At 35.4% G+C, this 23,987-nt stretch carries 27 protein-coding genes and 1 tRNA gene; 4 read left to right on the plus strand and 24 right to left on the minus strand.

Features of this window, described 5'->3' with window-relative positions; all coding sequences use genetic code 11:
- Window positions 1-50: 50 nt before the first annotated feature.
- From AC4BBX_RS07315 to AC4BBX_RS07375, 13 genes are all read right to left on the minus strand, one after another.
- Window positions 51-1,064: a sugar kinase gene (locus tag AC4BBX_RS07315; protein ID WP_490455778.1), complete on the minus strand. Its 1,014-nt coding sequence runs from the start codon at window positions 1,062-1,064 to the stop codon at window positions 51-53.
- A gap of 9 nt (window positions 1,065-1,073) precedes the next feature.
- Complete coding sequence (dagF, locus tag AC4BBX_RS07320) at window positions 1,074-1,814, minus strand: 2-dehydro-3-deoxy-phosphogluconate aldolase (protein ID WP_490453236.1); 741 nt, start codon at window positions 1,812-1,814, stop codon at window positions 1,074-1,076.
- A 4-nt stretch (window positions 1,815-1,818) separates the two neighbouring features.
- Window positions 1,819-2,925 (minus strand): DgaE family pyridoxal phosphate-dependent ammonia lyase, encoded by a 1,107-nt coding sequence (locus AC4BBX_RS07325; RefSeq protein WP_490453237.1) that lies wholly within the window; start codon window positions 2,923-2,925, stop codon window positions 1,819-1,821.
- Window positions 2,915-4,021 carry an amidohydrolase/deacetylase family metallohydrolase gene (locus AC4BBX_RS07330; protein ID WP_490453238.1) on the minus strand — a complete coding sequence of 369 codons (1,107 nt, stop codon included), beginning with the start codon at window positions 4,019-4,021 and terminating at the stop codon, window positions 2,915-2,917. The genes AC4BBX_RS07325 and AC4BBX_RS07330 overlap by 11 nt, the downstream gene beginning before the upstream one ends.
- Window positions 4,022-4,032: 11 nt before the next feature.
- Window positions 4,033-5,121, minus strand: a complete 1,089-nt coding sequence (locus AC4BBX_RS07335) for a DUF871 domain-containing protein (RefSeq protein ID WP_490453239.1) — start codon at window positions 5,119-5,121, stop codon at window positions 4,033-4,035.
- The gene (locus AC4BBX_RS07340; protein ID WP_490453240.1) at window positions 5,121-5,378 is read right to left on the minus strand and encodes a hypothetical protein; all 258 of its coding nucleotides are present in this window, start codon (window positions 5,376-5,378) and stop codon (window positions 5,121-5,123) included. The genes AC4BBX_RS07335 and AC4BBX_RS07340 overlap by 1 nt, the downstream gene beginning before the upstream one ends.
- A gap of 109 nt (window positions 5,379-5,487) precedes the next feature.
- The gene (locus tag AC4BBX_RS07345; protein ID WP_490453241.1) at window positions 5,488-6,777 is read right to left on the minus strand and encodes a PTS sugar transporter subunit IIC; all 1,290 of its coding nucleotides are present in this window, start codon (window positions 6,775-6,777) and stop codon (window positions 5,488-5,490) included.
- Window positions 6,778-6,999: 222 nt separating this feature from the next.
- Window positions 7,000-7,701, minus strand: coding sequence for a GntR family transcriptional regulator (locus AC4BBX_RS07350; protein ID WP_490453242.1), 702 nt, complete (start codon window positions 7,699-7,701; stop codon window positions 7,000-7,002).
- A gap of 60 nt (window positions 7,702-7,761) precedes the next feature.
- Window positions 7,762-8,721, minus strand: coding sequence for a Gfo/Idh/MocA family protein (locus AC4BBX_RS07355; protein WP_490453243.1), 960 nt, complete (start codon window positions 8,719-8,721; stop codon window positions 7,762-7,764).
- A 622-nt stretch (window positions 8,722-9,343) separates the two neighbouring features.
- Window positions 9,344-9,967, minus strand: a complete 624-nt coding sequence (gene udk, locus AC4BBX_RS07360) for a uridine kinase (protein ID WP_490453244.1) — start codon at window positions 9,965-9,967, stop codon at window positions 9,344-9,346.
- Between the two features lie 82 nt (window positions 9,968-10,049).
- On the minus strand, window positions 10,050-10,730 hold the full coding sequence (locus AC4BBX_RS07365; protein WP_490453245.1) for a YjjG family noncanonical pyrimidine nucleotidase: 681 nt from the start codon (window positions 10,728-10,730) through the stop codon (window positions 10,050-10,052).
- 20 nt (window positions 10,731-10,750) lie between these two features.
- The gene (locus AC4BBX_RS07370) at window positions 10,751-11,461 is read right to left on the minus strand and encodes a pseudouridine synthase (protein ID WP_490453246.1); all 711 of its coding nucleotides are present in this window, start codon (window positions 11,459-11,461) and stop codon (window positions 10,751-10,753) included.
- Window positions 11,462-11,653: 192 nt separating this feature from the next.
- Complete coding sequence (locus AC4BBX_RS07375; RefSeq protein ID WP_490453247.1) at window positions 11,654-12,574, minus strand: DUF7916 family protein; 921 nt, start codon at window positions 12,572-12,574, stop codon at window positions 11,654-11,656.
- Between the two features lie 334 nt (window positions 12,575-12,908).
- Here AC4BBX_RS07375 and AC4BBX_RS07380 point away from each other — a divergent pair, with 334 nt between their 5' ends.
- The 3 genes from AC4BBX_RS07380 (at window position 12,909) to AC4BBX_RS07390 (ending at window position 14,843) form a co-directional block, all read left to right on the plus strand.
- Entirely contained in the window at window positions 12,909-13,529 is a 621-nt protein-coding gene (locus AC4BBX_RS07380) for a 50S ribosomal protein L25/general stress protein Ctc (protein ID WP_490453248.1), read from the plus strand.
- Between the two features lie 280 nt (window positions 13,530-13,809).
- Window positions 13,810-14,115, plus strand: a complete 306-nt coding sequence (locus AC4BBX_RS07385) for a hypothetical protein (RefSeq protein WP_490453249.1) — start codon at window positions 13,810-13,812, stop codon at window positions 14,113-14,115.
- Window positions 14,116-14,435: 320 nt separating this feature from the next.
- Window positions 14,436-14,843: a DUF3267 domain-containing protein gene (locus AC4BBX_RS07390; RefSeq protein WP_490453250.1), complete on the plus strand. Its 408-nt coding sequence runs from the start codon at window positions 14,436-14,438 to the stop codon at window positions 14,841-14,843.
- 120 nt (window positions 14,844-14,963) lie between these two features.
- Here AC4BBX_RS07390 and AC4BBX_RS07395 read toward each other — a convergent pair whose 3' ends face one another.
- The 7 genes from AC4BBX_RS07395 to AC4BBX_RS07425 all read right to left on the minus strand — a co-directional run bounded on the left by AC4BBX_RS07395 (window position 14,964) and on the right by AC4BBX_RS07425 (window position 18,472).
- A complete protein-coding gene (locus AC4BBX_RS07395; protein ID WP_490453251.1) occupies window positions 14,964-15,296 on the minus strand; it encodes a hypothetical protein in 333 nt (110 codons plus the stop codon).
- Window positions 15,297-15,314: 18 nt separating this feature from the next.
- Window positions 15,315-15,626 (minus strand): hypothetical protein, encoded by a 312-nt coding sequence (locus AC4BBX_RS07400; protein WP_490453252.1) that lies wholly within the window; start codon window positions 15,624-15,626, stop codon window positions 15,315-15,317.
- A 3-nt stretch (window positions 15,627-15,629) separates the two neighbouring features.
- A complete protein-coding gene (locus AC4BBX_RS07405; protein ID WP_490453253.1) occupies window positions 15,630-15,953 on the minus strand; it encodes a PadR family transcriptional regulator in 324 nt (107 codons plus the stop codon).
- Window positions 15,954-16,107: 154 nt separating this feature from the next.
- The gene (locus tag AC4BBX_RS07410; protein ID WP_490453254.1) at window positions 16,108-16,446 is read right to left on the minus strand and encodes a glycine cleavage system H family protein; all 339 of its coding nucleotides are present in this window, start codon (window positions 16,444-16,446) and stop codon (window positions 16,108-16,110) included.
- A 1-nt stretch (window position 16,447) separates the two neighbouring features.
- The gene (locus AC4BBX_RS07415) at window positions 16,448-16,801 is read right to left on the minus strand and encodes an arsenate reductase family protein (RefSeq protein ID WP_490453255.1); all 354 of its coding nucleotides are present in this window, start codon (window positions 16,799-16,801) and stop codon (window positions 16,448-16,450) included.
- Between the two features lie 5 nt (window positions 16,802-16,806).
- Window positions 16,807-17,991, minus strand: a complete 1,185-nt coding sequence (locus tag AC4BBX_RS07420; protein WP_490453256.1) for an FtsW/RodA/SpoVE family cell cycle protein — start codon at window positions 17,989-17,991, stop codon at window positions 16,807-16,809.
- A gap of 408 nt (window positions 17,992-18,399) precedes the next feature.
- Window positions 18,400-18,472: transfer RNA gene (locus AC4BBX_RS07425), tRNA-Thr, on the minus strand.
- Between the two features lie 128 nt (window positions 18,473-18,600).
- Between AC4BBX_RS07425 and AC4BBX_RS07430 the strand changes: the two genes are divergently transcribed.
- Window positions 18,601-18,834 (plus strand): hypothetical protein, encoded by a 234-nt coding sequence (locus tag AC4BBX_RS07430; RefSeq protein WP_490453257.1) that lies wholly within the window; start codon window positions 18,601-18,603, stop codon window positions 18,832-18,834.
- Window positions 18,835-18,932: 98 nt separating this feature from the next.
- On the opposite strand, the gene upp is transcribed toward AC4BBX_RS07430, so the two are convergent.
- The 4 genes from upp to AC4BBX_RS07450 form a co-directional block, all read right to left on the minus strand.
- Window positions 18,933-19,562 (minus strand): uracil phosphoribosyltransferase, encoded by a 630-nt coding sequence (upp, locus tag AC4BBX_RS07435; protein ID WP_490453258.1) that lies wholly within the window; start codon window positions 19,560-19,562, stop codon window positions 18,933-18,935.
- Window positions 19,563-19,719: 157 nt separating this feature from the next.
- Window positions 19,720-21,105 carry a helix-turn-helix domain-containing protein gene (locus AC4BBX_RS07440; protein ID WP_490453259.1) on the minus strand — a complete coding sequence of 462 codons (1,386 nt, stop codon included), beginning with the start codon at window positions 21,103-21,105 and terminating at the stop codon, window positions 19,720-19,722.
- A gap of 200 nt (window positions 21,106-21,305) precedes the next feature.
- Window positions 21,306-22,547 (minus strand): serine hydroxymethyltransferase, encoded by a 1,242-nt coding sequence (gene glyA, locus AC4BBX_RS07445; protein ID WP_490453260.1) that lies wholly within the window; start codon window positions 22,545-22,547, stop codon window positions 21,306-21,308.
- 277 nt (window positions 22,548-22,824) lie between these two features.
- Complete coding sequence (locus tag AC4BBX_RS07450; RefSeq protein WP_490453261.1) at window positions 22,825-23,862, minus strand: L-threonylcarbamoyladenylate synthase; 1,038 nt, start codon at window positions 23,860-23,862, stop codon at window positions 22,825-22,827.
- Window positions 23,863-23,987: the final 125 nt, after the last annotated feature.

A 23,987-nucleotide genomic window follows, 5' to 3' on the forward strand; every position in this document is an offset into this window, starting at 1 on the left:
AAACAGCCCTCTTGTCCAACGAACGCTTAGACAAATAGGACTGTTTTTATTTAACGTAAAATATCAATTCCAGGATTTTCAATCACTTGTTCCACTTGTTCTCTAGTAGTTAAAGACACATCTCCCATCATCGTATGTGCTAAGACTGTATTGGTAGTGGCAAATTTTGCTGTTTTTTCTAATGACCATCCCTCTGCATAACCTAGAAGGACTCCAGAAGCATAGGCATCACCTGCACCAATTCGATCGAGAACTTTTAATGAGTGAGGTTCCGTTTCAATGGCTTTATCTTTTGTCACAATTCTTCCAGCAATCAGTTGTTTATCTACTTGAAAAATTCGTCTAGTTGCAGCAAACCATTCAATATCATAAGACGCCAAAAAATTCTGAATTAATTGAATTTCTTCTTTTTCTGAAACCATAGGCTGATCGGATAACATTAATAATTCGGTCAAATCTCGAACTGAACCAAAAACCACGTCACAATAGGGTAAAATTTCTTCGTATCTTGCTTTCATGAGCGCTTTTTTACCTTCTTCAGTATTTAAACTTGGACGAAAATTAAAATCAAAACATACTTTTTTCCCTTGGGAATGGGCTGCTTTTGCCAAGTCTCTTGCCGAGAGCCAAGTTTCTTCCGTTAGACTTAAAGAGATCCCACAGATATGCACTAAATCCACTGTATTCAAAAATTCTTCAAAAGGATAGTTCTCCGGTTTTGACACACCAAAGGAACTACTATGACGATTTTGATAGGTTACATAGGTTGGACGAGCACCATAACCGACTTCTGCAAAATAAATCCCCATATGGTTATGATACTTCCCAACAAAATCTGTATTCATTCCTAACTGTCTTAAGTTTGCTTTGGCAGCATCCCCTAAACGATTATCTGGTACATTCGTCAACATCCAAGTTGAAAGACCAAAATGAGCCAAGTTTCCTAATATGTTGACTCCTGTCCCTGTATACTCCATACGGATAGTGTGGCCTTGTTCTAACAACAGATAATTTGGCGGTGTCAGTCGCAGCATCACTTCACCAAATGCGCCAATTTTCATAATTATCCTCCCTTATTTTAAGGTATTTTTCATCATCTCTAATAATGCTTTTACATCCTCAGTTTTAGTGTCCCCTGTCTCTGAGTCGATGATTGAACTGTATACATGAGGAATAATTTTTTTCACGCCAGCATCTACAGCAATTTGGACGATTTCTTCAAAGTTTTCTAAATCGATGCCACCCGTTGGTTCTAAGTAAAAATCATTGCGGGCACAGGCTTTAGCAACTTTCACATACTCGTCTTTGTGAGCTAATCCTTTCATCGGGAAATATTTAATTGAACTTGCACCTAGATCTTTTAACAAAGCAATTGCCGTATCAACAGGTACCTCTGCTGCTTCTGCTTTAGAACTAAGTGGACCAGTCGCAATATTTACATAACCTACTTTGCCTGTTGGTGAAACTAGCGCATTAACAACCGTTTCATCTTGACCTAATAAGGCACGAGAAGTCGCTGCTCCTGTAAAGACTTGGTTAACGTGTTGCGGTTGTAAAACAGCAGAAATTCGTGAAACCATCGCGCTTTGATTAGGATCCCCTGCACCTAAACCAACAGATAACGCATTTTCTGTTGCTTCTTGGTATTTTTTCATGTCTTTAATCGCTGCTTCATTGCTATCATAATTTTTTGATAATACACCTAAAATGACATGTCCTTCTGCTGCTTCGTAACATTCTTTCGCATTTTCCACTGAGTTAGCTAAAACATTTAAACAGATACGTTCTTCTAAATAATTTGGTGTTAATAACATAGTATTATTCTCCTTTTTTATCCATAATTTGTTGTAATCGTTGCACGATTTTATCCATTTCTTCAGCATTGACTGAGCGAATATCAAACTCGATAATCCCATTATTCGCTTGATATTCACGTGTATAAACTGCTGGATTCTCTGCTTTTAATTCAGCAATCACTTCCTTGGCTGTTTTAGCGCCACTCACTTTGACGCTACCACGATAGATATCTCGTCCAGCACCATCTTGCACAACTGTTGCGGTTAAGCCTGAAATTGCATTTACGCCTTCAATAAATGGTGCTAGGCGTGTTTTCATCGAATCTCCAGCTTCGCTCCCATTGTTTAGGTAATCTTCCACTGCTTGCGTAAACCCTAGAATATTATCTTTTCCAATTTTCATTGCACGACCGATACTCTTTCCTTGTAATCGAACCCATTCAATGAATTCTTTTTTACCGATCACTAAGCCGGCACTAGGGCCTTCAATGGCTTTCGCACCTGAATAAATGACTAAATCCGCACCAGCTTTTACATATTGGAATAAATCTTCTTCCGCAGCGGCATCAACAATTAGTGGTACCCCTGCTTTTTTAGCAACCTCAGCAGCTTCTCCAACAGTCAGCATGCTTTTTTGAACCGTGTGATGACTCTTGATATAAAGAATCGCTGCTGTATGTTCCGTAATCATCATTTCTAGATGTTCAGGTGAGCACATATTGGCATAACCAGCTTCGATAACTTTTCCACCACCTTGTTGAACCATCACTTCAACCGGTGTCCCATAATCAACATTATGGCCCTTGGGTAAAATGATTTCACGTTTCCTGATTTTTTCAGTGTACGGATGATAAGCATGATAGAGATTTCCTTCACCAATCACTGCCGCAACAGATTGAGCAATTCCAGCAGAAGCCGAGGAAACAATTTGGGCATCTTCGACTTTTAACAGCTTTGCTAAGTAAGCACCTGTTTGAACCGCTAAGTCAGCCATTTCAAAAAAATGTTCGCCACCAAAACGTTGTGCTTCTAACACGCGTTCTGAAACCTTGGATACGCCTAAAATCGTCATGCGACCAGAAGCATTAATGACTTCTTTTAAACCAAATTTTTCATAACTAATTGTCATAAATTGCGCCTCCAATAATCGTTTTAACTGGTTTAATCTGCTGTGTTGTTTGACGGATATTGCCATTAGAATCTGTCAATTCTTTTTCTTCATTGATAAATTCAAAAACCGTAATATCTGCATCATAGCCGACTTGTAATTTCCCTTTATTTGTTAAGTGGAAATATTTTGCTGGAGCAGTCGTTACTTTTTCAATAATTTCTGCCCATGTATAACCAACAACAAATAATTTTTCCATCGTTGTTGCTAAATCATAGACTGGACCATTCGTCCGATTGCGAATATAAATATCTGTGCTAATTGTCGTAGCCCGCATATTTTCTTTGAAAGCTGTCTCTGCAACATCAAAATTAAAACTATCTGTACCATGACCAATATCAAAAACAATGCCTTTACGATAAGCATCCCAAGCAAAGTCTTTGATCTTATGTTTTTCTCTGTCCAGAATACCATTCGCCTTGCCATTAAAACAATGGGTCAAAATATCCCCTTGCTCCATCGTTTCCAAAATTTCATGTAATTCAGGAGGAGCCGAGCCTACGTGAACCATTAATGGTAACTTTTGATTTTCTGCTTGAATTTTTTTTGCCAATTCTAAAGGAGCAATTCCATTTTCTCCAATAACGGTTTTACTCATACGTGCTTTGATACCTACGATAAACTGGGGAAGTTCATTCAACGCTTGTTTAATCAAATTTTCTTCAATTTTACTTAAATCAGCTAGCTCATCTTGTTCGACAATTCCCCATTTAGAAATATTTAACAAAGCATACACATTTGTTTTTGCTTGCATGGCTATTTTGTAAAATTGACCAATATTCTCCGCCCCGGTTGTTCCAGCATCAATCACCGTTGTTACACCTTTTTCTACTCCAATTTGATCTGGGTAGTCATAATACAAGGTCATTTCTTCATAACAATGCACATGGTCATCAATCCAACCTGCTGAGAGGTACTGATTTTCTGAAAGATAAATTGTCTGATTTGCTTCCTCTAAAATTTCTGTTTCGATCTTTTGGATTTGCCCATCTGCAATGCCAATTTCAAAAAATTGACCATCTACAGTTCGGGCTTTTTTTATCACTAAATCTAACATCTCTACTCAGCCTACTTTTCTGTAAATTTAAACTTCGACCATGGATGAACAAAAGGTAACAACAAATGTTCTGTCTCAACAATTCGTCCAACTTTATTTTTTCGTGAATCACTATGTGGTTCTAAAACTACTTGTAATTCATTCTTGTATTTACCAAAGTTATCGTTCCCAACGACTACATCACCAATTTCAAATTCTCCCTCATGATTATGCGTAGAATTCGCTTCATTTTTGTAGACCTTACGCACCTCTGTTGATCGGATAACTTGATGTGTAATATCTCCTCGTCGATAGTGTTGTGCATTTAGGACAATCTCTTTTTCAACTGGATTCACATCAGCAACAAATTCAATGGCAAATTCTGTTTGATAACGATTGACTTTGCTTAGGGCAGCAAGCTCTTCCTCTGAGGCATAGGCATTGCCAATAATGACATCATCAATTAAGTTTGTCGCAAATAAATGTTTTGCTGCCACTTCTACTGGTAGATGGCGATGCATCTCTAATGTTGGCAAGCCATCATTAATATCCCATGGACCAATGTCACCCGCTTGAGATGTAATAAAAGCTGCAGTTCGTATTCCTTGATTTTTAAATCGTTTACTGCATGCTTCAAAAAAATCATAAGGTAGCGCAGTACCCTCTTGAGGATAAAAATTATGGCAACCATATAAATAAGGACGATTCGCTTGATAGGTTAAAATATTATCCAAATAAGCGACATCATTACTCATATTCAACTCAATCGCCAAACCAAAAGAATTGTAAGTTAGCATTGCTTCTTTATTCCCATCAAAACCTAAATCTAAACGAATACCATCTGCTCCTAACTCATGGAAAAAAGTTAAATCATCGTATGAAATACCTAATTCTTCAAAAATATTTGGTGCAACGTCTAGAATTGTTTCAAAGCCTAGGTCTTTTGCAAATAAAATTAATTCTTTAAATTTTTGGGCAACCGCTTCTTTACCTTCTGTTACCTCTAACATACTCATAAAAATGCGAGAAAATCCATATTTACCAGCTAATTTTAGGTAATTTTTATCTTCTTGAATTTCACTATGGTCTGGGTAAACAGACACTCCTAGTTGACGTTTCATTATTTTCCACGCTCCATTTCTGCATATTTAAACTGAAATCGATAAATCAATAATGAACTGGACAAAACAGTTGCTGTCACAATCCAAAAATCACTAAATCCTACTAATTGCCCAAGTATTACTGAAAAAATAATAAGCGAGATAGCTAGTAATAAGTAATAACGAAACTTTACTGCTGCATATTTTTTCGGTAGGTGGGCTTTATTCAAATAAATCTGACTGCTAAAAAACAAAATTAATACATAAATTAATATCATACTCTCACCTTATAAAATAGTAACCGCAATTACTTCTTGCCTGCCACCTCATTTATTTGACGACAGGGAGACATGACACACTGGTTGTCACATCTCCCTTATCTAATTATTAAACTTCTTCTGCTTCACGTTCTAACTGTTGTTTTTCAAACACTTTGAAGAATGGATAGTAAATAGTTAGAGTAATTAAGAAGTTAATTACTACTAGGACACCTGCCATTATACTCCAGTTAGTACTCATCCAAGCTGCAATTGGGGCTGGAATAGCAAAACCTAAACGAGCCGCCATCATTGGAACCACTCCAGAAATAGTCAAGAAGTATGACAAAGTAGTTGTGACTAATGGCGCTACAAGGAATGGAATCCCTAAAATTGGATTCATCACAATTGGAGCACCAAAAATTACTGGCTCATTGATGTTAAAAATACCTGGCAAGAAGGAAAGTCGTCCTAATTGTTTCAAATATTTAGATTTTGAAAATAAGAATAATACAACTAATGCAAGGGTTGTTCCTGCTCCACCAATCCAGACAAACCATTGTAGAAATTGCTCTGTAAAGATATTTGGCAATTCATGTGCATTACCTGTCGCTTGGAAAACGTCCATATTTTCAGCAATCGAGATATCCCAGAATGGACGAATGACTGGACCTAGAATAGCCGGTCCATGAATCCCCAATACCCAGAAGAAACAGATAAGGAAAACTGTTAATAAACCACCAAATAAACTATTTCCTGCTAAAACGTCTTTTAAAGGCATTAAAATATTACTCAAGAACGCATTGATATCAAAACCAATGATATGACGAATAATCCAGAATAGAATTAAAATAGCTCCTCCAGGAATCAGTGCCATAAACGAATTAGTTACTTCTGGTGGAACACCATCAGGCATTTTAATCGTAATATTTTTTACAATAAATAAACGATAAATTTCTACAGAAACAATTGCTGTAACAATAGCACCAAACAAAGAACCAGATCCTAAATTAGCAATATTAATATATCGACCAGCATTGATAACACCTTCTACATTATCAAATACTCGTAGTGGTGGCGCAGCTGTGACTAAAAACGCCATCGTTGAGATAATTCCAGCAGTTAAAGAATCTAATTTATAATGTTTCGCTAAGGATGAAGCAATACCAAATGTTGAATATAACGCCAACAAACCGACTGTGTATCGGAACGGAATATCTAATACTTCGCGATAAGGTTCGATAAATGCAGCCACTGCATCAATTGGGAAATTTAAAAGCACTGTAAAAAATGATCCTACAATTGTTAATGGCAACGTAGCAATAATCCCTTTTCTAATAGCAACCATGTGTGGCTGCATCCCCACTTTATTAGCAATCGGCATTAATTTTCCTTCAATAAAACCAACAAAACCATTCATAACTATACCTCCATATTATATCATTATAATGTTTACAAGTGGATAATAGCATAGTTGTTTTATAAAGTAAATCGTTTTCTTAAACAAACCTTCTGATGCTAGCTTATTTACAAATTAAAAAATATCCAAACTATATAGAGTTTATTACTTCTTTTTAGCATATCCTCATCACAGATTTGCTAAGATTAACAGCCAAAGTTCTTTTATAGCTTGAATATTTTTTTAAACTTCATATTTAATCAAATAAGGATGTTGCTTGGTATCATAAATAGCTTCAGAATACTCAATAACATTCCCTTGTAAATCAATCGATTTACGTATACGAAGAATTCCTAAGTCTTCCTTAGTCGCTAATTTTTCTTTTTGTTCTTTTGTCAATATCACTGCAGAAAAGGCATCTTCGAAGGAAACAATTTCAAAGCCTTTTTGATTCATTAAACGGTACAATGAATCATCTTTAAATTCATTTTCCGATAGATCTGCTAATTGAAAAGGAAGAAAATGTTTAAAGTAAATGTAGGGTTGTTGGTCAAGTAAATACAAACGTTCCATACAGATGGCATCTTTTCCTAAATATTTATAAGCATTGTCTTCAGAAGTTAAAGTTATTTTAGAAACATCAATCATTAATTTTTGAACATTAAAATTAGAGGTTTCTAAAATCTGAGTGAAACTGTCTGCACGGGAAAGTTTGTTATAGGGACGATCACTTAAAACCGTTGTTCCTTTTCCACTTTTCTTTTGCACATACTCATCTGAAGCCAGTAGTTCAATGGCTTTTCGAACCGTAATTTTACTTACTTCAAATAATTCTTCTAATTCATTCTCCGTTGGTAGCATGGAGCCCACTGGATATTTACCAGAAAAAATATCTGCTTTAATTTTATCTGCTACTTCTAAATACAACACACGATTTCTTTTCATTTTTTCACCTTCGTCATTTATATATCTAAAGAATACCATGCTAGGAAAAGGTTTGCAAAATCACCCCTCAATTAACCACTGCGCATACAACTGATCTGCTAATTCTACCGACTGCAACGTCAGTTCTTTAGTCATAACTGGACTCTCAATCAGTCCTTTTTTCAAACATTCATTTACGTGGTTAATTTCGTAAACAAACTCACTTTCATAGTCGAATGAAAAGTTCTGAGTTTCCCCATTAATCTCGATTAGAACTTCACTGGCTTTCCAGAAATAAGGTACCACAATTTTTCCTTTGTCACCATAAATTGCCAACTCACTAGGAATGTCTAAATGAGTCGTCACAAAAATATTCCCTTGAACTTGGTTTTCAAACAAGATACTGACATCACACTGTGTATCGGTTTCTTTCGGCTGTCTCAAGACAGTTCCTGCCGCTTCCGCAATTTCTGAATCTGTCATGTAAAGCATATATTGAACGGGGTAGCTTCCTGAGCTACGCATCGCTCCTCCTCCTGCGTCAATTGAATGAAACCAACTAATGTGATCCACATTTGGATAGGCAGTTGTCGAACGAATATATTGCACATTACCTAATGCACCCGATTGAATCTTTTCTTTTACAAAATTAGTCGTTGGTAAAAAAAGCGCTTTTTGAGCTTCCATCAAAAAGACTGCTTGCTCCTTAGCCAAATGAAATAGTTCATCCGCCTCATCCCAAGTCAATGTAAATGGTTTTTCGACTAAAACATGCTTCCCTGCTAAAATTGCCTCTTTCGCGACTTCATAATGTCCTCGGTTATAGGTTGCCACATATACGATATCTACATTGTCGTCCTCTAGTAACTCTTGATAACTGCCATAAGCAGTTGGTATAGCTAACTTTTCAGCCATTTTCTGTGCCCTATCTAAGGTTCTAGAAGCAATTGCAGTCACTTCTCCTTCATCACTTTCACGTATTCCTGCAACAAATCGTGGAACGATTTGAGCAGTACTGATAATACCGTAACGAACAGTCATTGTTATTCACTCCTTGTAAAATATATTTTAGAAAGTAATAATAAAATATTAAGCTATTTCGTTTCAATGTAATTAAATTTTTAAAAACCAAAAATTTAAATTCGATTCTCTCCACTCATACCATCTCACTAGCTGGGAGGTCCTAGTAAGTGAGACTGGCAAATTTTAGTTTGATTGAAATGCCGTATACCATTCCACTAATTTGAAGGTCCTAGTAAGTGGAACTGGTATCCTTATTTCTAATTAAGCTATTTCGTTTCAACGTAATTAAATTTTCAAAAATCGAAAATTTACATTCGATTCTCTCTACGCATACCATCTCACTAATTTGGAGGTCCTGGCAAGTGAGACTGGCAACGAGTATTCTTTATTTTTCATTGTACTATAAACATAAACAAAAAAAGAGCGAAAATCCTGTAAACAAGATTTTCGCTCTTTTTTGAGACAGTACTATTGCTAGTAGACGATTCCATCTCCACAAAAGAATCATCCGACACCCTGCAAATCCGGCAGGTTGAGTTTCCTCGGTGTGCCTCTGTTTGAGTTGACTAGCAACTGCTAGTCGTCTCGGCTCATCGCATGAAACTTACTTTAGCACAATTTTTACTCGTTGGCTAGTTTTTTAATTGGCTAAAATAGAACTTACCTTGGTGTTGATTAAATCAATGGCTACATGATTTTTCCCACCCTCAGGTACAACTACATCTGCATAACGTTTAGTTGGTTCAATAAACTGATGGTACATTGGTTTTACCACGGTTAAATACTGATCGATTACTGAATCCAATGTACGGCCACGTTCTTCCATATCTCGCTTGATACGACGGATAATACGAATATCATCATCTGTATCAACGTACACTTTAATATCCATCATATTACGCAAACGTTCATCTTCCAAAATCAAAATACCTTCAAGAATAATCACATCTCTTGGTTCTTGAATCACCGTTTCTTCACTACGTGTGTGGTGCACGTAATCATACACGGGTTTCTCAATCGTTTCATAATTCAATAAAACTTCTAAATGTTCGATCAACAGATCCGTATCGAATGCAAAAGGATGGTCGTAATTTGTTTTTAAACGTTCCTCAAATTCTAGATGACTTTGATCTTTGTAGTAGGAATCATGTTCTAACATCATAATCGAATGTTCTGGAAAATGATTTAAAATTGCACGGCTAACACTGGTTTTCCCACTTCCTGATCCTCCAGTTACTCCAATGATAATCGGTCTTTTTTTCATCAACTTTCCCTCTTTCATTTCTTTTTCACGCTTCTTATAAATTATAGCGGAAATATCAAAAATTACTATAAAAAACCATAGATTAATTTGCTAAAATCGTATAAATTTCCTCTAAAGATTCAATTTGGAAGGTTGGCTGAATAGGTTCTGGTTTTTCAGTACTATTTAACCAAATCGTATCAATCCCTGCATTGTGCCCTCCTTGAATATCGGAAGTCAAAGAATCACCGATAATGACCGTCTCTGTTTTATTTAATTTTGGGATTCGTGCAAAGGCATAATCAAAAAACTCTTTTTTAGGTTTTTGTGCACCGGCTACTTCTGAAATGAAGATGTCTTTAAAATAAGGCAACAATTCCGAATCAGTCAATCGTTGCATCTGTGTCGCTTCTACGCCATTTGTAACAACATACAAATCAGCTTTTTGCGACAAATCTTGAATAATTTCTAAACTATTCCCCAGACGTTTGTGTCCTTGATTCAAATAATGACGATAGCGTTTTTCCATTGCTGGACTATCGACTTTTTTGTCTAGTTTTTCAAATAATAAACCAAATCGACCATTTACGACTTCCTCAGAGCTCATGTTTCCTTTTTCGTATTCTTGCCAACGTTGATGATTTAATGTTTTATAAATTTTTTCAATTTCTGGTGTTAAATGAATACCGACTTCTTTAAACAAAGAATGTAGGGCTTGGTTTTCTGCATCTTTAAAATCTAACAATGTGTCATCCACATCAAATAATAGTGTCTTATATTTCATCTTGCTCTCCTTAACTATTTTTAACGAAAATAGGCTTTTAACTGGTTTAACTCTTCTAAAGTTAGTGAACGATAGGTTCCAACTGGTAAATTTTGTAACTCTAACGGTCCCATAGCTATACGTTTTAAGTAAATCACTTTTTTTCCCGTTGTGAGAAACATCTTTTTCACTTGATGAAATTTGCCTTCACGAATCGTCAAATGCACCCGACTTTCTAAAGAGGTAGAAGTGAGTATTTTTAATTTAGCCGGCTGACAAGTGATTCCTCCATGAAAAGTAATTCCTTTAGCGAATCGCTCCACATCTTCTTCCGTCACCACTTCATTCACACGTACTTCATAAGTTTTTGTGACTTTCTTTTTCGGCTGCAATAGTTCATAGCTGAGTTGTCCATTACTTGTCAGCAATAACAACCCCTCTGTATCTCGATCCAAACGACCTACTGCCGTTAAATCTTCTCGCCAATCTTCTGGTTTCAGTAAGTCAAAAACAGTCGGTAATTGATCTTGATTCGCTGTTACCACACCTTGAGGTTTGTTCAACAAATAGTAGACCTCATTGGTAGATAGACTCTTTTTGTCCACTTCAATGACATGTAATGTACTATCCACATTTCTATTTTCCTGATAAATTACTTCTCCATCCACTTTGACCTTTCCCATCAGAAAGAGTCGCTTCATCTGCTTACGAGAAGTCTTTAAGTTTGTCTCTATTAATTTATCTAATCGCATGAGTCTTTCCTTTCTCAATTATTATAGCGTTTTTTGCTGGAAAATGAAGTCTCGTGTTTTTGATATCTTTATGGAGGTTTCATTCTATTCTATAAAAAGAAAGTATCTAAATACTCATTAAGAAAAACTTTAGGAAATCCGTAAAAAAGAATTTTCTAAAGTTTTTCACTGTTTGTTATTTTTCTGCTACTACTATCGTTTCACTGAGCGAGCAATTCTAGCGACGGTATGTCTAGCTCCACGAATGGCGTCAGACAAAACGGTAATATTGCGAATTCCGACCAATCCCATATTGGCATCACCAATATGTTGAATGTCTACCCCCAACGTTTTATTGTGCAAGGCAATTTGTTTGATAATATCTGGATCTGAACTTTCTTGACTAGTTCCAATCGCACTCATGACTAAAGCATCGGCTTCATGAGCCAAATCAATCGCTTTACGAACTTCTTCTTCACGTACACCCCAAACAGTTCCAACTGCTGGAACTAATAAAATATCTGCCCCACGTTCAATAAACTCTTTGGCAGCTTCTAAATTCACGACAGGTTCATTTACTCCTGCCCCGTGCATTTTTCCAGCAATAATAACTCCGTCAAAATGTTCTTTGGCTAAAGATACTGCCTGAGCGATTTCTTTATTCGTCACACCAGTTCCTGGATTTCCAGTTAATAAAACAAAATCAAAACCTAATTGACTGGCTTTTTTTAACGTTTCTGCACTTGCTTGACGCCCTTTTGCAATACTTGTTTGGTCTTCTGCCATTTCTGCATTTGGATCGATAGGTTCCAAATTCAATCCAACAGGGAGACCGATTAATTCTTTTAATTCACGGACAACATTTTCATTTGGTTTAGCATTAGCTAAATGAGATTGTCCGGGCATTCCTAAAATGATTGGATTATACACATCAAATACATTTAATAAAATCAGATCTGCTCCAAAGGCTTTGGCTAACTCACTGGACGTGATATCTCCAATAATTGGTTCTTGTAAGACGACATTTTCACTTAGAACGACACGTCCCTCACTAGCTTTAATACTTTGTTTTAAGTCTTCTTTAGTGAACTTAGCAACCTCACTAGCATTTGCACTTATCAATCGTTTCACCATCTAATTTTGTCTCCCTTACATTTTAATTTATTCCCCTTCAAGTATAACAAAAGAGCCTTCCAAGACAAAATCTTCAAAATCGTCCATATTCAAATCAGTTGACTTATTTCCAAATCATGCGTATGGTTAAAGAGTAAAGTAAATAAAGTTCTCACAACACACAGCGTTATAAACTGGTGGAGAAGGATGAAATTAACCTTTCTGGGTAGCTGTGTATTCATAGCTACCCTTTTGCGTGTTCTCAATCACGTACCCCTATTTAATGTGCATGAGTTAACGAAAATTTGCTTAAAAACACTGTCAAATGACAGAAAATTTTAGGAGGAATTAAGTTATGTCAGTATCATTGGAAGTAAGTAAGAGAGAAGTTCGCCCACGTTCTATTAGAAACAAATTACGTCACGAAGGAAAAATCCCTGCTGTAGTTAATGGGTATAAAGTTGAAAGTACCCCTATTTCAGTAGATGCTAAAGATTTTAGCCGGATTTTACGTGAAGAAGGTTTAAATACTGTTATTACTATCAAAATTGATGGTAAAAAAGTAAATACTTTAGTGCAAGAGTATTCATCTGATACTTTTACATCTGAAATTACCCATGTTTCATTTATTTCAGTAAATATGAAAGAAGAAACAGAAGTAGACGCGGATGTTGTATTAGTTGGTGACGCTGCTGGCGTTAAAGTTGGTGGTATCTTAGCACAAACTCTATACACAGTAACTGTTTCAGCAACACCTGATAAATTGCCTGAAAATGTTGAACTTGATGTTTCAGCATTAGAAATTGGTGACTCAGTAACCGTTGCAGATATTCCAGAATCAGATGACTATACTATTTTAAATGATCCAGAAGAGCAAGTTGCCTCTGTATCTGAACCTCGTGTTGAAGAGGAAGTAGAAGAACCAGGGGAAGAAATTACTCCTGAAGTAATCGGTGAAGATGCCGAAGAAGAATAACAATAAGTAACTACCTGACTCGAGGAACTTTTCCTCGAGTCTTTTTATATAGATTGAAAGGATTATTTTTCAAATAATAAGTAGCCTTGATATTTAGGTTTACTCTCAAACTAAACATCAGTTATTTTTACTCTCGATAAATTCAAAGAATATTTAGATAATTTTGATAATATGACATTATATGGTACAATAAATACATACATTTAGTTATTTGGACCACTTTTTCTACTACATAACTTATTTCCATATTTGAACAAATAGAAAGGAGGCTATTCATAAAATGAAGAAGATACTACGTATAATAAGAAATATTGTCATACACGATGAAGGTCGATGGTTAACAGATTTTTCAAAGACACACCCTGACTTAAACATTTATGAAAAAACACTCATTGATGTTACGGCTAAAAAATTAGAAAACCCGAAAGTTTCTCAGCAAAAAGAAGTATACATTGTCATTGACTCACTCCGTAAATTATCGCTTAGTGGCAATCTATCAGATGATGGTAAAACCTTATTAGCCAAGTTAAATCGTCGTCAATGGATTATGATACTTCCATATGCTGCTCCTTTTTTTGGTCGTTAAATTGATACATATCTGAAAATAGCTACTTTTCGAAACTGGCCAAAAATTGAATTGGTTTGAATACCTTATTGAACATATCGAACGATTGTCTCGAGGAGCGCTTCCTCGAGGCTTTTTTGATAGGCTCCAACTATAAATGTTGCTATACTAAAATAAAATCAACAATTACTATAAGGAGGTTTTGATAAATGAAACTCATTCAAAGAGTCAATCTACTTGAGAATAAAAAAGTGATTTTTTGGCTAAATGTTGTATCTATTCCTTTGATAGCACTTTTTTTCGTCTTGTTTTCTAGTATTTCGCTCTAAAAAAAAGACGCTATGTCTAATGAACTTCACTGGTTTGCTTACGTAATCATTCTTGCAGGTTTTTTCCTCCTGTTAACTATTCATGAACTGATTCATGGAATATTTTTCAAACTGTTTCAACCAGAAAGAAAAGTAAAATTTGGGTTCAAAAATGGGATGGCATATGCAACCAGTCCGAATTCTTTTTACACAAAGATCCAATTTAGTATCATCTGTCTAGCACCCTTTGTTTTGATTAGCTTAGCCTTGTTTATCTGCTATCTCAGTGGTTGGATTCCCACAAGCTCTTTTGTTTTTCTAAGTGCATTACACGGTGCTGGCTGTGTGGGAGATTTTCACCTTATTTATTTAGTTATAACTGCTCCAAAAAAAGCAAAAATAGAAGATACTGAACAAGGAATTAATTTGTATCAAGATTAAATAAAAAGGCTAAGCATCGCCCAAACGGTTGGTGCCTAGCCATTTTTCTATTCTTTCATTTTTTTCTAGCAGAAACTGGCCTAATCTTTTTAAACGAACACAAAAATATTCTCCTTAACTTCAAAGACTTTTTCTAAATAGGTAACCAGTTAACAATGCGATGGCTGCAATAATACCATATAAAATAAGATAACCAATAGCTGAACTATTCCAAACAACGAAGCAAGACACTAGATACAGAATAGTGATAATAACTATATTCAACCAATCCAGTCCGTACTTATACGTAATGTAACAAACGCCAAAAAAGACTGCTGCAGAATTGCCAAGAAGTATATTAATGATAATCAGACCGAATCCGTCGTCTACATATCCCCTTGCAAGAACCGGTATGATAAAAAATGCGAATAGATAAATGGATACAGGTAACCAATATTTACGAACTAAATTCATCTTAAACTTCCTCTCTTTTTAAGCAAAAACAAAGAATAACAACAGGTACAGCACGATGAGAAAAATAAAACTAGTGCTAAGAATAATCAACCAAGATTTACGATTAAGTGGTTTGATATGCGCTTGTTTCAATTCATCTTCCATTTCTTTAGACTCTCCAAAATGCTCAATACTCATTTTTAGAGCTTCTTTATGAGTATAACTTTCCTCTCTAAATTCTTCATAAGATTCCAATAAGTGTTGATAGATTTCGTTAACCGCTTCTTTACGCTCAATTGGATCATTGATTGCACTCGCCATTTTTTTGGCAACCTTTTTTAACTCCTTCATTACCTAACCTCCCAATACACTTTTCATCGCCTGTTCGAGATACTGCCACTTTTCGATTAACTCTGTTAAGGTTTGTTCCCCTTGTTTAGTAATCTGGTAGTACTTCCTTTTTCTACCACTCTCACTTTCTTCCCAATAACTCTTAATATCTTTTGATTGTTCAAACTTATGAAGAACTGGATATAAGGTTCCTTCTTTAATAGATATGAGTCCTTGTGTTTGATGATTTAGCTCTTTAACCAAAGCATAGCCGTACAAATTTTCATTACTAATCAGTTTTAAAACTAAAATTTTTAGAACTCCCTTTAACATTTCACTCTCAATCATATATACCACCTACCTAAGTATGTTGTATTACTATATACATAGTAATACGATGTATAAAACAAGTCAATCTCTATCTATTTAGATAATTAAAAAATCTATCCAATCAAACTCAATTCGGGTTTGATTGGATAGATTATTCTTGTATTATTCGTTTTTAAAGTGCTTCAAACTCAGCTGCATCTACGTCTTTTAAGCTAATAATCCAGGCAACCATTTCGTCTTCAGAATTTAAAACATCTATGTTTGCATCGATTTTTTCATTTACAGAAGAAACAACACCAGTTAACGGACTTACGTATTCATTGACTGCTTTTTCAGCTTCCAATTCAACTAAAGTATCACCTGTAGTAAAACTTTGCCCTACTTTTGGTACAGAAGCAAAAGTAATTGCCCCCAAATCATCTTGCGCTTCTTTCGTCAAACCAACTACATATTCTTTACCATTAAATAAAACCCATAGATTATCTTTTTTCTTCAAACATTTCTTTTCCATCTCAGAGGACGCCTCCATATTCTTTCTCTTTAAATCCATTCACTAAAAAATGACCATCTTTTACTAAAATTGGTCGTTTAATTAACATTCCATCCGTTGCCAATACCTGACAAGCTTCTTCTAGTGTATACCCGTCAATCTTATCTTTCAAGCCTAATGCTCGATATTTCACTCCACTTGTATTGAAAAAACGACGAATTGGTAAACCACTTTCTTGAACCCATTGTGCAAGTAACTCTGGACTAGGTACCTCTTGAATCATATCAATCGTTTCAACTACCTGTCCTTGTGATTCTAACCATTTTTTTGCATCTCTACAAGTACTACACTTCGGATACCAGTATAATGTAACCAATTTTTTCATCCTCTCGTTGTTTTTGGCACTGTTTCTGCCTGATAGCGCATGGAAAGAATCAAACCAATTCCTATCATATTACTTAACAATGCGGATCCCCCTTGACTAATAAAAGGCAACGGAATCCCTGTCAAGGGTAACAAACCAATGTTGGCACCAATATTTTCAAAGACATGGAATAAAATCATCATGATAATTCCTGTCGCAATATACGCATAAAATTCATTGTTTGTGTCAAAACAAACTCGAATCATTCGATAAATTAAAATAAAATAAAGTAAAATAACAAAGCTACTACCTACGAAACCAAAATTTTCACCAATCACAGAGAAAATCATATCTGATTCACGAACGGGTACATACACTTCACTAACGTTAAAGCCTTTCCCGAAAATTCCACCTGAACCAATCGCCATAATCGAACGAGCTACTTGGTTTCCCGGTGTACTAAAAGGGTCTCTCCATAAATCAATCCGTTCGAATTGATGAGGTCTTACCCCAACCATATTTAGTAGTTCTCGTCCAGTATCTGTTAGTGCTAGAAAAATTACCCCTGCCCCCAATAGACCTACAGCAATAAATACTGGCAAAACAATTTTCCAAGAAATTCCTGACATTAAAAATACGCCACCAAAAATAGCTAAAAAGACTAACATGGTACCAAAATCTTCTTGAATTAAAACAAGCGCTAAAACTGGAATTGTTGCAATCAACATTTTAGCAATTAAAATACCGTCCGTTTTCAAAGTACGGATCCGATTTTTGGCATTATGAGTGGTGATAATAAAAGCCAACATTAAAATTAAAGCAATTTTCATTAACTCCGCGGGTTGGACACTAAACGGACCAAAGCGGAACCAGTTTTTAGAACCAGTATTATTATAAGTTTCCTGATCGTAAAACTTCACTAACAAACCCATTACAATCAAACCTGCGCCATAGATATATGGTGTCAAACGCCAAATCCATTTTGATTTCATGTGCATAATAATGACCACAGCTACTACGCCCAATAAATACCATACACCTTGTTGCATCGCCCCTTTTAGAGGATTGGCATCATTTGCTGCTTGATCAATTGCCACATACAGGGAAGCTAAACCAACTAAACACAATAGAAAGACGGGTAAAATTACGCCATAATCTATACGGTTATCATTTCTAAGAACATTTCTATTTTTATTATTCATCTTCAATCTCTTTTCATGTTAAAAAATACTCTTTTCATTATATAGAGTTTCCCCTAGAAATGAAAGTATTCATCTGTGAGATTTAAAAATTCTTAGGAAGAAGAATGACTATCTACAGTTAAAACCAAACAAAAATTGAAAGCTTCATAACATGTCACACTATTCAAAATAAAAAATTTGGAGAGATACAAATTTTCCGTTTATGCCTCTTTTTCTTATTGTTTGGAATGATATTTTAGCGGTTTCCACTATCCCCACTCTTTTCACGAGTTTGAATGCAATGTCTACAAATGAAAAGGGATAAAAAAAACTATCATACTAAGCTCTTATCCCTTTGAAAATATATTTCCTTTAACGTCTAAAAAACCACTGGCATTCTTCTAGCAAAGAATATCAGCGGTTTAATTATGCCAGCTATAGGAATCGAACCTATGACCTACGCGTTACGAATGCGTTGCTCTACCAACTGAGCTAAGCTGGCAAAATTACACTGGAAATTATATGCCTCTTGTCAATTTTTGTAAAGGAAAATCACTGGACAATCCTACTTTCTGAAAAAATTCATAAAATGTGCTATAATTATTAATAGGAAAGGGAGGTTTTTTGAATATGTCTTTTGGTAAATTTGAAACAACTATCGTCCCGTCAGAAATTGGTGAAGCATTTACAGTCAACACACCTGTCGTTTTTAAGATTCATAATCATTTAGAAACAGGTACCGTCACGAAACAATTAAAAAATTCAGCCGTGGTGGAATTGGACGAAACAGCTGATAACCAACATTTAATGGTCCAAAGTAATGGTGTCGTAATTATCAACTATAAGCAAATGCGAAAAATATAGAAAATGTTGAAACATAAGTCTTCTAATTAAAAAATAGCCCCCACTTAGAGCATCTTTAGAGAATGTCTAAGTGGGGGCTATTTTTTAATTACTCTTAACTATTTTGTACCAAATAAACGGTCACCAGCATCGCCCAAACCTGGAACGATATAACCATGTTCATTCAAATGGTCATCTAAAGCTGCCGTATAGATGTCTACATCTGGATGAGCATCTTGTAAGGCCTTGACTCCTTCTGGTGCGGCAACTAAACAAACAAATTTAATATTTGATGCCCCACGTTTTTTCAATGAATCAATTGCCATGATTGCTGAACCACCTGTCGCTAACATTGGATCAACAACTAATAATTGACGACTATCAATATCTTCAGGTAATTTCATGAAATATTCATGTGGCTCTAAAGTTTCTTCATCACGATACATTCCCACGTGCCCTACTTTAGCTGCCGGAATTAATTCTAAAATACCATCAACCATTCCTAGACCTGCACGTAAAATTGGGATGATTGCCACTTTTTTACCAGCTAGTGTTTTTTGAGTTGTTTTAGTGATTGGTGTTTCAATAACCACGTCTTCTACTGGCATATCACGAGAAATTTCGTAAGCCATTAACATGGCAATTTCATCAACTACCTCACGAAAAACTTTTGTTCCACAGTCTTTATCACGAATGATTGACACTTTATGCTGAATTAACGGATGATCAATTACTTGAAATTTTCCCATTATAAAACTCCCCTTTTGGTTTTCCTTTATTGTAATTCAAATGAAATAATCATACAACTAATTTAAGTACATTTGACGATTTCTAACTCAAATCTTATCCGCATTTATAGTCAATACACACCTATACAAAAAAATCCTTCGCAATAGACAAGAGTCTTTACAGAGGATTAGTAGATAAAATAGTTTTCATTGATTGATCTAGTTCATTTAAATCGGTCATTGAAAGTACAGCATTTACCATCACAACCGTCTGATTTAGATCAACATTCTCCCTATTCATATATTCAGTCATAATCACCAAATCCGCCTCAATGCTTTCTTTAACAAACTCTAGATTAAAACGTCCTAAAAAACGCTGTTGAATTTTCAACTGAATAAACTGTCGATGCGTTTCTGGTAAAGAAGAATAAATAAATAATTGAATAGTTGGAAGTGTTTGTTCGATAGAAGTAAAGTTATAACACAATAAAAAGCTTTTCTTATGAACTAATTCGTCCTTTTGAGAGCTCACTCTATGAAATTCCGTCCAAAATGCTTCAAAGTGTTCTTCAAAAGGGGTATTTTTTAATAGTCGATCAAGTCTCCAAGGCTGAAGAATTTCATAAACATCTTGATGAAAAAAATGAAGTTTGCGAACACCTTCCATCTGATTAAATTGCTGATGAATGCTATTTTTTTCATAAGGAGTTAACGGACGAAAATACTTTTCAAAAATTCGAATCCAAATACTTCCAGTTTCAGATAAACCGAAGGATAATTTTGGCAAAGAAATAATCTCGAAATTTACTAAAATACAAACAAAAAAATACCAATTCCTTTCATTCCAGCTCTTAAGTTTCAGAGGGGGTGAGCAGTGAACCTCTTGTTTTGTGTAGGAAAGTTCAAAATCATACTCTATGGCAAACTGATTAATAAAATACCAAATGGCCAATAACTCAATAGTCAAATTGTTCGGTTCAAGCTTTAATTTTTCCGCAATTAACCATGCACTTTTCTGGCTTTCTAACTTCGATTCTTTCGGTATCATATCCAACTGATTGATTGGTAGGTAACAGGCAAATAAGAAAAATAACGTGCGAATACGTTCTTCCTCTCCAGTAATCTTTACCATATGAGAGACACTAATGTGTAAATTGAATTGATGAATAAAATCATTTATTCGAGCAACCGTTCTTCGGAGTTTGGATAGACTCACTTGGTTCTCTTTACAAAATGTTTCTGCTAGAAAATCCCGTGATTGAATTAACTGTTTGAATATTGCATAGGGTAATTCCTTTTGTAACAACACACCCACGATTGGATCAAAATTTACCTTAGTACGTATCAAACGAATCCCATATCTGGTCGACGTATCAATAATCATCTCACCATCAATTGTCAATTGCTTCAAATTTTCATTGATTTCACGACAATACTTTAAAACAGTCTGATTTTGGATATCTAATTGCTCAGCAATCAAGCTACTTTGAGTATAAGAAGCTTGTTCATCCAAATAGTGCAACATTCTTATTTTTTTTATAACATTATCTGGAAAACCGAACATAAATACCCCCCATTTCGTTTGTTTAAATCGGAATAAAGATACAAATAACTTTTACACCTGCTTGATAGATATCTATCCATATAATATGAAAAAAATAAAGAAGAAGACTACTCCAACTTTCACCTAACTGTTCTTCGTTTTTTGACTTTTTCTACAAAAAAACGAACATTTTTCTTTTTGAAAAATGCTCGTTTCTTCAATTATTTTGTATATAATGGGTGCGCATCCGTCAATTCTTTAACAGCTGCTCTTACTTCTTCTAAAATAGCTTCATTGTCTTTGTTTTCTAGAACTTTAATAATTAATTTTGCGATTTCTGCAGAAGCTTCTTCGCCAAATCCACGGCTAGTAATTGCTGGCGTTCCAATACGAATACCGCTTGTTTTAAATGGACTTAATGATTCAAATGGAATAGAGTTTTTATTCACGGTAATGTTAACTGAATCCAATAACTGTTCAGCTTCTTTTCCATTCATTTCAAAGCCAGTCACTTCTACTAGTAGTAAGTGATTATCCGTTGCTCCTGAAACCAAACGAGCTTGAGGTGCTTGATTAAAGACCTTTGCCATCGCTTGAGCATTTTTAATAACTTGCTCTCCGTATTCTTTAAAGCTTGGATCTAGAGCCTCTTTAAAGGCTACGGCTTTTGCAGCAATCACATGTTCCAATGGTCCACCTTGAATACCTGGAAACACGGCGCTATTGATTTTTTTCGCTAACTCTTCATCATTCGTTAAAACAAGTCCACCACGAGGACCACGTAACGTTTTATGAGTAGTCGAGGTTGTGATATCCGCATAAGGGACTGGATTTGGATGTAAGCCTGTCGCAACTAAGCCTGCAATATGAGCCATATCTACCATTAACTTAGCGCCCACTTCATCCGCAATTTCTCTGAATTTTGCAAAATCGATTGTTCGAGAATAGGCACTCGCACCAGCAACAATTAATTTAGGCTGATGTTTACGCGCTAAAATACGTAAAACTTCATAATCAATTACTTCTGTGGTTGGATCTACGCCATAGCTCACAAATTGATAAGTCTTACCACTAAAGTTTACTGGTGAACCATGAGTCAAATGACCTCCCGCTGAAAGGTCCATTCCTAAAACAGTATCGCCAGACTCAATCAATGCTAAATAAGCAGCTGTATTCGCTTGTGAACCTGAATGAGGTTGAACATTGGCAAATTTTGCGCCGAAAATTTCCTTTGCGCGTTCAATCGCCAAAGTTTCAACAACGTCCACATATTCACAACCACCATAATAACGACGGCCTGGATAACCTTCTGCGTATTTGTTCGTCAAAATACTTCCTTGAGCCGCCTGTACTCCTTCAGAAACAATATTTTCAGAAGCAATTAATTCCAAATTATTTTGTTGACGAGTTCCCTCTTTTTCAATTGCCGTCCATAATTCTGTATCAAAATTCTTATAATCCATTTTACACGAACACCCCTTTACTCTGATGTAAGCATTGTATCATAAGATTTTAGAGAAAGCTTTAAAAAATATCCACATTAAAAGATTCTCTTTTCAAAATAGCTCAAAACACGAACGAAAAATAAAAACTATACATAATTGTTCAATTAAAGTAAGTCTATTTTACTCATTTCGGCTTGATACAAAGTAAATATCAGTACAAACATCAAGATAACAAAAATGATTTCTTTGTTCATGAATTTTTCCTTCCGACAAACTAAAAAAGCCATGACCCTCGTCATAGCTTTTCAGATGGTTCAAAATATTGTTGGGCAGCAGCTTTTTTTAGACGATTCATATAAGCAACACCCAAATGATCTTCTGAGAAAGTGGCAACCAAAATTAAATCTAAATCAATAGTAGATTCATCTAAGGCACGTAAACCTGCGAATAGACCTCTCGTAGCTGCTTCCACAGAGTCATCTGTATACATAAACACTGCTGCTACATCTGATTGTAGAGATTCTGCAATGCTTGGCCCTGCCATGATACCTACTTTTAACTTATTCATCTGTGTATAAGTAATCGCTTGTTGCCAGTCATTCTCTCGAACCATCAATACTTTCGTATCTGGTGAATAGTGCTTGTATTTCATTCCTGGTGATTTTGGAGCTTCCGATTCTTTGATTAAATGTTTGTCCAAAAGAATTTCAATGCCTAAATCTTGTTCCAATTGTTCTTTAGTAATTGCCCCTGGTCGCAAAATCATCGGTGCTTGTTTTGGATCACTAATATCCAAGACCGTCGATTCGACACCAATTGCTGTCGCACCATCATCCAAAATTGCTTCAATTTTCCCCTTCAAATCATGATAGACATGGTCTGCTGATGTTGGGCTCGGTTTTCCTGAAGTATTGGCGCTCGGTCCCACTAAAGGTAAATGAGACTCCTTTAACAGACGTAAGGTTTTTTGATTGTTAGGCATTCGAAAAGAAATCGTTGGTAACCCTGCAGAAACTTCTTTTGGAAAAATTCCTGTTCTTGGTTTACAAATCAAGGTTAATGGACCAGGCCAGTATTTTTCAACTAAGGTTTCTATCAATGGATGAAATTCATCCACATATTCTTTTACTTGTTCAAAATTTGCTACGTGGACAATTAAAGGATTGTCACTGGGACGACCTTTGACTTCAAATACTTTTTTTACAGCCTTTGCTGATAAAGCATTTCCACCTAGACCATAAACTGTTTCAGTTGGAAAAGCGACTAAGCCATCCGCTTTTAAAAATTCAATTGCTTCTGAAAGTTGATTTTCATTTAAGCGTTTCGTTTCCACAGCTTATTCACATCCTTCCATTTATTTTCTTGTGAGTTATCAACATTTTTCAAGACTTTTCCACATTTTGTGGAAAACTATCCTTCAAATAGTGGATAACTCTGTGTATATCTGACTATTTCAAC

This window comes from Enterococcus sp. AMC1157 (assembly GCF_058216555.1).

Coding starts and splice junctions, on each gene's coding strand:
- AC4BBX_RS07385 (WP_490453249.1), top strand. CDS start 13,810: ATGAAGAAGATACTACGTATAATAAGAAATATTGTCATACACGATGAA.
- AC4BBX_RS07400 (WP_490453252.1), bottom strand. CDS start 15,626: ATGAAGGAGTTAAAAAAGGTTGCCAAAAAAATGGCGAGTGCAATCAAT.
- dagF (WP_490453236.1), bottom strand. CDS start 1,814: ATGTTATTAACACCAAATTATTTAGAAGAACGTATCTGTTTAAATGTT.
- AC4BBX_RS07365 (WP_490453245.1), bottom strand. CDS start 10,730: ATGAAATATAAGACACTATTATTTGATGTGGATGACACATTGTTAGAT.
- AC4BBX_RS07390 (WP_490453250.1), top strand. CDS start 14,436: ATGTCTAATGAACTTCACTGGTTTGCTTACGTAATCATTCTTGCAGGT.
- AC4BBX_RS07410 (WP_490453254.1), bottom strand. CDS start 16,446: ATGGAAAAGAAATGTTTGAAGAAAAAAGATAATCTATGGGTTTTATTT.
- AC4BBX_RS07430 (WP_490453257.1), top strand. CDS start 18,601: ATGTCTTTTGGTAAATTTGAAACAACTATCGTCCCGTCAGAAATTGGT.
- glyA (WP_490453260.1), bottom strand. CDS start 22,547: ATGGATTATAAGAATTTTGATACAGAATTATGGACGGCAATTGAAAAA.
- udk (WP_490453244.1), bottom strand. CDS start 9,967: ATGAAAAAAAGACCGATTATCATTGGAGTAACTGGAGGATCAGGAAGT.
- AC4BBX_RS07380 (WP_490453248.1), top strand. CDS start 12,909: ATGTCAGTATCATTGGAAGTAAGTAAGAGAGAAGTTCGCCCACGTTCT.
- AC4BBX_RS07335 (WP_490453239.1), bottom strand. CDS start 5,121: ATGAAACGTCAACTAGGAGTGTCTGTTTACCCAGACCATAGTGAAATT.
- AC4BBX_RS07370 (WP_490453246.1), bottom strand. CDS start 11,461: ATGCGATTAGATAAATTAATAGAGACAAACTTAAAGACTTCTCGTAAG.
- AC4BBX_RS07345 (WP_490453241.1), bottom strand. CDS start 6,777: ATGAATGGTTTTGTTGGTTTTATTGAAGGAAAATTAATGCCGATTGCT.
- AC4BBX_RS07355 (WP_490453243.1), bottom strand. CDS start 8,721: ATGACTGTTCGTTACGGTATTATCAGTACTGCTCAAATCGTTCCACGA.
- AC4BBX_RS07440 (WP_490453259.1), bottom strand. CDS start 21,105: ATGTTCGGTTTTCCAGATAATGTTATAAAAAAAATAAGAATGTTGCAC.
- AC4BBX_RS07395 (WP_490453251.1), bottom strand. CDS start 15,296: ATGAATTTAGTTCGTAAATATTGGTTACCTGTATCCATTTATCTATTC.
- AC4BBX_RS07405 (WP_490453253.1), bottom strand. CDS start 15,953: ATGATTGAGAGTGAAATGTTAAAGGGAGTTCTAAAAATTTTAGTTTTA.
- AC4BBX_RS07375 (WP_490453247.1), bottom strand. CDS start 12,574: ATGGTGAAACGATTGATAAGTGCAAATGCTAGTGAGGTTGCTAAGTTC.
- AC4BBX_RS07340 (WP_490453240.1), bottom strand. CDS start 5,378: ATGATATTAATTTATGTATTAATTTTGTTTTTTAGCAGTCAGATTTAT.
- AC4BBX_RS07330 (WP_490453238.1), bottom strand. CDS start 4,021: ATGTTAGATTTAGTGATAAAAAAAGCCCGAACTGTAGATGGTCAATTT.
- upp (WP_490453258.1), bottom strand. CDS start 19,562: ATGGGAAAATTTCAAGTAATTGATCATCCGTTAATTCAGCATAAAGTG.
- AC4BBX_RS07420 (WP_490453256.1), bottom strand. CDS start 17,991: ATGAATAATAAAAATAGAAATGTTCTTAGAAATGATAACCGTATAGAT.
- AC4BBX_RS07325 (WP_490453237.1), bottom strand. CDS start 2,925: ATGACAATTAGTTATGAAAAATTTGGTTTAAAAGAAGTCATTAATGCT.
- AC4BBX_RS07350 (WP_490453242.1), bottom strand. CDS start 7,701: ATGAAAAGAAATCGTGTGTTGTATTTAGAAGTAGCAGATAAAATTAAA.